Raw genomic sequence first — 6,465 nt, 5'->3', positions numbered from 1 at the left:
GGGTGGCGTGAATACCCTGCGATGTCGCCAACCCGTCGACCATCGGCAGATATTTGCCGGCCTTCACGCACTCCGGGACCTTTCCGACCACGCCCGCCTCACGGGCCAACTCGATCAGCTTCGCGTTGTCGGGGAACGATGTCCCGATCTCGGAGGGCTGAATGTCCTTGGTGTACAACGCGGTGTGGAATCGCCGGAAGGCGTCGACCGACTCGTCGGCGACGCAGTATGCGGCGTTACCGGCGCGCGACGAGTAGTCCTGGTTCTGCGGCCTGCTCAGCAGCCCCACCATGTAGTAGTCGGCCGCGATGGCGCCGTCATCGATCAGCTTGCTCACCGTCGGCCCGAACCCGCGCTCGAAATTGCCGCAGGCCGGGCAGAGGAAATCCTCGTAGAACGTCACGACCGCTTTCGGATCATGACTGCCGTCCTTGGTCACCAGCTTGCTCGACGTCACCCGGACTGCCCGCGCGCCGCTGGCAGCGGTCTTCTTGTCGTGCGAGATCACGATGTAGCCGACCAGGACGACGGCGAACAGCACCACGATCGAGGTGAGCCCGATCCGGACCAGCAGGTCGCGTCGGCTACTGGCGGCGTTCAGGTCGTATCGGGCTGGGCGGTTGGATTTGGCGGCCACGGGCTTGCTCACACTCCGGATAGTCGGCTTCGCGGTCCGACCGCGATGCGCTCTGCGATAGCGACTAAGCCTACCGGCGTCGCTATCGCCAGGTCAGACGCGGCTGAGATGGGCCCGCAGCGCCGAAATCAACTCCGTGGTGGCCAACCCGCTTCCGCCCCCCAGCGGGAATAAGTTGGCAAAGCCATGGGTCACCGACCCCGCCGAGCGCAAGTCGACGGGTATTCCGTCAGCACGCAGCGCCGCCGCGTACTGATTGCCCTCGTCACGCAACGGGTCGAAGCCCGCGGTCATGATCAGCGCGGGCGGCAACCCCGACAGGGTATGGGCCAGCAGCGGCGAAACCCGCGGGTCTGTCGGCGCGATGCCGGAATTGCGCAGGTAGCCGCCCTCGAACCAGTCCATGTCGGCTTTGGTCAGCAGAAAACCCTCGGCGAACAAGCTCAGCGACCTGGTCTTGGCGGTGAAGTCGGTGCGGGGATAGATCAGCCACTGCAGCACCGGCTGCGGGCCGTGGGGGTTTTCGTCGCGCGCCAGCTGGGAAACTACGGCGGCCAGGTTGCCACCGGCGCTGTCGCCACCGACGACAATCTTGTCGGGGATCGCGCCAAGTTCCTCGGCGTGTTCGTGCGCCCATTGAAACGCCGTATAGGCATCGTCGATCGCGGCCGGTGCCGGGTGCTCGGGGGCCAGCCGGTAATCGACTGACAGCACGTGAACGTCGGCGTCGCGGCAGGTCAGCCGGCACAACGCATCGTGGGTATCCAAGTCGCCGATCGTCCAGCCGCCGCCGTGGTAGAAGACCAGCAACGGCATTGGCTTGGCGGCCGCCGGGCGGTAGTGCCGGGCTGGGATCTGACCGGCCGGTCCCGGTATCGACAGGTCACTGACGCCGACATGCACCTGCGGGCCGGCAAATCCCATGCACGTCTCCCGCAATAAAGCCCGAGAAGCCGCGACGTCGTTCTTTACCGCCAAACCCTCGATGCCCATTGCGTGCTGTGCCGACAGCATCAGCTGCAACGTCGGGTCAAGCGTGTTGCCGTCGATCGTGACCGAACGGCCACCGGTCAGCAGTCGCACGGCGCGCGTCGGGACCCACGGAATCACCTTGACACCGACCTTGGTGGCGGCGCCCTGCAGCCGGTTGGCCCAGCCACCGGTCTTGAGCTGCTGATCCGAGGTGCCTGGCAGACTTCGTGTCATGGGTGCTCCCTTAGTCACGCTCAACGACGGTCATTCCATCCCCGCGGTCGGATTCGGCGTTTTCAAGATCCCGCCCACGGACACCGAGCAGGCGGTGTGCACCGCGCTGCAAGCCGGGTACCGCCACATTGATACCGCGGCAATGTACGGCAACGAACGCGAAACCGGCCGTGCGGTCGCCGAGTCCGGCGTGCCCAGAGACGAACTTTACTTGGTCACCAAGTTGTGGAACTCCGAGCAGGGTTACGAGAGCACCCTGACGGCCTTCGACGCCAGCATGAAGAAGCTGGGGATCGATTATCTCGACCTCTACCTGGTGCATTGGCCGATGCCGAAGCTGAACAAATTCGTCGACACCTTCAAGGCGTTCGCCCATCTGCGCGACCAGGGCCGGATCCGGTCCATCGGGGTCAGCAATTTCCAGCCGGATCACATCAATGCGTTGGTCGACGCCACCGGGATCGTGCCAGCCGTCAATCAGGTCGAGCTGCATCCCCGGTTTCCGCAAACCGAACTCCGGGAGCTGCACGCCCGCCTCGGAATCGCGACTGAGGCGTGGGGCCCGCTCGGGCAGGGTTCGTTGCTGACCGATCCCACCGTCACCGCGGTCGCCGAGGACCGCGACCGAACACCGGCCCAGGTTCTGATTCGGTGGCATATTCAGCTCGGTAACATCGTCATCCCCAAGTCAGTAAACCCTGAACGGATTGCGAGCAACTTCGACGTGTTCGATTTCGAGCTGAGCGAAAACGACATGGCGTCAATCTCATCGCTCGACGACGGACACCGGCTGGGTCCTGATCCACGAACCTTCGACTTCACAGGCAGGTGAATGACGTGACCGGCGAGTCGGGCGCCTACGTCCCATCCATTGCACTCAACGACGAAAACACCATGCCGGTGCTCGGCCTCGGCGTCGCGGAATTGTCCGATGCCGAGACCGAACGCGCCGTCTCGACGGCGCTGGAGATCGGCTATCGGCTGATCGACACCGCCTCGGTGTACGGCAACGAAGCAGCCGTCGGCCGCGCCATCGCGGCCTCCGGAATTCCCCGCGCGGAGCTGTTCATCACCACCAAAGTCGCCAACGCCGATCACGGTTTCAACGTCGCCCAGGACGCCGTCAAGGTCAGCCTGGACAAGCTCGGGCTGGACTACGTCGACCTCTTTCTCGTCCATTGGCCCCAGCCGCAGCTTGGAAAATACGTGGACACCTTCGGCGGCCTGATTCAGTCGCGCGGCAACGGCCACACCCGATCGATCGGGGTGTGCAACTACACCGAGGAATACCTCGAGACGGTGATCGACCTGACCTACGTCACCCCTGCGGTCAACCAGATCGAGCTGCACCCGCTGCTCAATCAGGCCGAGCTACGGGCGGTCAACGCACAGCACAACGTCATCACCGAGGCCTACAGCCCGCTGGCGGTCGGCAGATTGCTGGATAACCCCACGGTGACGTCGATCGCCGGCGAATACGAGCGCACGGCGGCGCAGGTGCTGATCCGGTGGAGCATTCAGCTGGGCAACGTGGTGATCCCGCGGTCCGGCAATCCCGAGCGGATCGCCGGCAACTTCGACGTCTTCGATTTCGAGTTGACCGCCGCACACATGGAAGCCCTCAACGGGCTCAATGACGGCACCCGGGTGCGCGAGGATCCGCTGACCTACACCGGCATCTAGCCCGCTATCCGGTCGGGCAGCCCGCTGCGGCCTGACGCAGCACGTTGCTCGACACCATGTCGACGGGAAGCCCGTACCCGCGCGACACCGCGATGAACTGCATCGCGTACTGACACCAGAACGCGTGGTTCGGCGGCATCCACAACCCGGGCTGCGAATCGCCCTTGTCCTGATTCGCCTGACCTTCTACTGCAAGGAGATTCGCCGGGTCATTGGCGAACCGGACCCGCTGGGCCGAGGGCCAGTCGTAGGCCCCCATGTCCCACGCCAGCGCCAGCGGCACGATGTGGTCGATCTGCACCGCTTCGCCAACTTTCGCGCCGCGATGAAAGTTGATGGTGTCGCTGGTGTACGGATCATGCAACGTGCCGGTTTCCACCGCGTCGGGGCAGCGTTTGGTCCAGACGTTTGTTTTGTCGACTAGATCGCGATTCAGAACGTCGTCGCGGGTATCGCAACCGTTGTGCCCACCGGGCGCATCGTTATCGTCGGTCCAGGCGTCGCCGAAAGCGGCACGCCGGTAGTCGAATCGACGAATTCTCAGCGGCACCACCGTGATTCCACCCAGTACGTCGACACCGGGTTGGACAGTCGGGATGTCAGCCCGAGCCGCGAACTCCCGGCCGCGCTCCCCCGCCGACGTGACCACCACCTGATAGGCAACCAGCACGGCGAGCATCGCGACCGCCGACAGCCAGAGCATCGTCCTGCGGGTCACGACTTGTCCAGAAATTCGATGCGTTCGGTACCGGTGAAAGGTGCTGCCAGCAGTGCCAATCCAGGATGGGCGGCCCGATCCTCGTAGGCCTGTTCGCAGAAGTCGCGAGCCGCTTCGATGACGTCCCGGTGATCGATCAGTGACAGCAGCTGCAGCGTGATCGCACGGCCGGACTGGCTGCGGCCCAACACATCTCCCTCCCGGCGCTCTCGCAGATCCAGGTCGGCAAGCTCGAAACCGTCGAGCGTCCCGGCAACCGCGCTCAGCCGCCGGCCCGCCCGTGAGTGCGGCGTCATCCAACTGGCCAGCAGACAGATGCTGGCGTGTTCGCCCCGGCCGATGCGGCCGCGCAGCTGGTGCAGCTGGCTGATCCCGAAACGGTCGGCGTCCATCACCAGCATCACGGTTGCGTTGGGGACGTCGACACCGACCTCGATGACGGTGGTACACACCAGCACATCGATCTCGCGGGCACGAAACGCCGCCATCACGGCGTCCTTCTCATCGCCGGTCCGCCGGCCATGCATGAGCCCCAGCCGCAGACCGGATAGCTGATCGCTGCCCAGTCGCGCATAGAGTTCCTCGACTGTCGCCGAGGGCCTTTGGTCTTTCTCGGCCTGACCACCGCTGTCGCTGTCGTCGATTCGGGGCGCCACCACATAGGCCTGACGCCCTTCGGCGACTTCCTCGATGATGCGACCCCAGGCCCTGTCCAGCCAGGCCGGTTTGTCGTTGACGAAGATGGCGGTGGTCGTGATGGGCCGGCGGCCACGGGGAAGCTCGCGCAGCGTCGACGTCTCCAAGTCGCCGTATACGGTCAACGCTACGGTCCGCGGTATCGGCGTGGCGGTCATCACCAGCAGATGCGGCGTGATGCCGGCAGGCGCCTTCGCCCGCAACTGATCTCGCTGCTCAACCCCGAAGCGATGTTGCTCGTCGACGACCACTATACCGAGCCGGTCGAACTCTACAGCGTCCTGCAACAGCGCATGCGTGCCGACGACGATGCCCACCTGGCCGCCGGCGATCTCGGTGCGCACTTGCTTCTTTTGCGCCTGCGACATCGATCCGGTCAGTAGCGCGACACGCGTCGCGTTGTCCTCACCGCCAAGCTGACCACCCATCGCTAGCGGCCCGAGCACATCGTTGATTGAGCGAAGATGCTGGGCGGCAAGAACTTCCGTTGGTGCCAGCAGTGCGCACTGGTAGCCGGCGTCGACCATTTGCAGCATCGCCAACACCGAGACGATGGTCTTGCCCGAACCGACTTCGCCTTGCAGGAGCCTGTTCATCGGCCGGTTGGCCGCGAGTTCACCGGAGAGGACGTCGAGCACCTCGCGCTGGCCCGCGGTTAGCTCGAACGGCAAGCGGTGCAGCAGTTCGTGTTTGAGGCCGGTCTGACTCGACGGTGCCACCGGCCCGGATTGGGCCAGTTCGCCGTGGCGGCGGCTCACCAGAGCCCATTGCAGACCCACCGCCTCGTCAAAGGCCAACCGCTCCTTGGCCCGCCGGCGGTCGGCGTCGTTCTCGGCCAGGTGGATGGCGCGCAGGGCCTCGTCTTCGGAGGCCAGACTGTGGGCGGCGCGGAGCGTTTGGGGCAGCGGGTCGGGAATCGGATCGAGCACCTCGAGCACCTGTCGAACACAATTGAAGATGTCCCAGCTCTGCAACTTCGCGCTGGCCGGGTAGATCGGGTAGAAGGTGCGCTCGAAGGCCTCCTGCAGCACTTCCCCGCTCACCGCCTGCGAGGCGTCGGCGATCATCTTCAGTGACCGGCTGCCGCGGTTTCGTCCGTCCGCGGCGTCCAGTACCAGAAAGTCAGGGTGCGTGAGTTGCATCGCGCCGCGGAAGTAACCCACCTCCCCGGACAACATGACTCGGGTGCCTTTGGACAGTTGGTCGGTGATCCACTTCTTGGGATGGAAGAACGTGGCGGTGACCTTGCCGCGGCCGGAACCGAGGGTGACGCGAAAGAGCTTGTCCCGCGGGCGGCTTTTGATGGGAAGCAGCGCGGCGTCGGTGATCTCGTCGACGAGGGTGACGTGCTCGCCTTCAGGTGGTTGTTCGTCGTCGGCGCCCCGGACGGTGGCGCCTTCGACGTAGCTGCGGGGGTAGTGCCGGAGCAGGTCGTCGACCGTGCGGATACCGAACACCTCGTCGAGCGGGCCGGCGGCTTTGGCTCCGACGATGTAATCCAGGCGATCGCTGAGCGACACCACGG

At 64.9% G+C, this 6,465-nt stretch carries 6 protein-coding genes; 2 read left to right on the top strand and 4 right to left on the bottom strand.

The genetic code is table 11. The features are described from left to right. Both WAN02_RS03795 and WAN02_RS03790 read right to left on the bottom strand, forming a co-directional pair. Nucleotides 1–637: DsbA family protein (locus WAN02_RS03795; protein WP_422262849.1), on the bottom strand; the 637-nt coding region annotated here is incomplete at its 3' end. A 93-nt stretch (nt 638–730) separates the two neighbouring features. Continuing rightward, the gene (locus WAN02_RS03790) at nt 731–1,843 is read right to left on the bottom strand and encodes an alpha/beta hydrolase (protein ID WP_422262845.1); all 1,113 of its coding nucleotides are present in this window, start codon (nt 1,841–1,843) and stop codon (nt 731–733) included. Between WAN02_RS03790 and WAN02_RS03785 the strand changes: the two genes are divergently transcribed. Continuing rightward, on the top strand, nt 1,842–2,675 hold the full coding sequence (locus WAN02_RS03785; protein WP_422262844.1) for an aldo/keto reductase: 834 nt from the start codon (nt 1,842–1,844) through the stop codon (nt 2,673–2,675). The genes WAN02_RS03790 and WAN02_RS03785 overlap by 2 nt on opposite strands. 5 nt (nt 2,676–2,680) lie before the next feature. Further along, nucleotides 2,681–3,526 carry an aldo/keto reductase gene (locus WAN02_RS03780; protein ID WP_422262843.1) on the top strand — a complete coding sequence of 282 codons (846 nt, stop codon included), beginning with the start codon at nt 2,681–2,683 and terminating at the stop codon, nt 3,524–3,526. Nucleotides 3,527–3,530: 4 nt separating this feature from the next. Here WAN02_RS03780 and WAN02_RS03775 read toward each other — a convergent pair whose 3' ends face one another. Both WAN02_RS03775 and recG read right to left on the bottom strand, forming a co-directional pair. After that, entirely contained in the window at nt 3,531–4,244 is a 714-nt protein-coding gene (locus WAN02_RS03775) for an HNH endonuclease family protein (RefSeq protein ID WP_422262842.1), read from the bottom strand. Further along, on the bottom strand, nt 4,241–6,463 hold the full coding sequence (gene recG / locus WAN02_RS03770; RefSeq protein WP_422262841.1) for an ATP-dependent DNA helicase RecG: 2,223 nt from the start codon (nt 6,461–6,463) through the stop codon (nt 4,241–4,243). The genes WAN02_RS03775 and recG overlap by 4 nt, the downstream gene beginning before the upstream one ends. Between the last annotated feature and the right edge of the window lie 2 nt (nt 6,464–6,465).

The organism is Mycobacterium sp. (assembly GCF_049281135.1).
Lineage (GTDB): Bacteria > Actinomycetota > Actinomycetes > Mycobacteriales > Mycobacteriaceae > Mycobacterium.
This window is presented reverse-complemented; position numbering and strand designations above follow the sequence as displayed.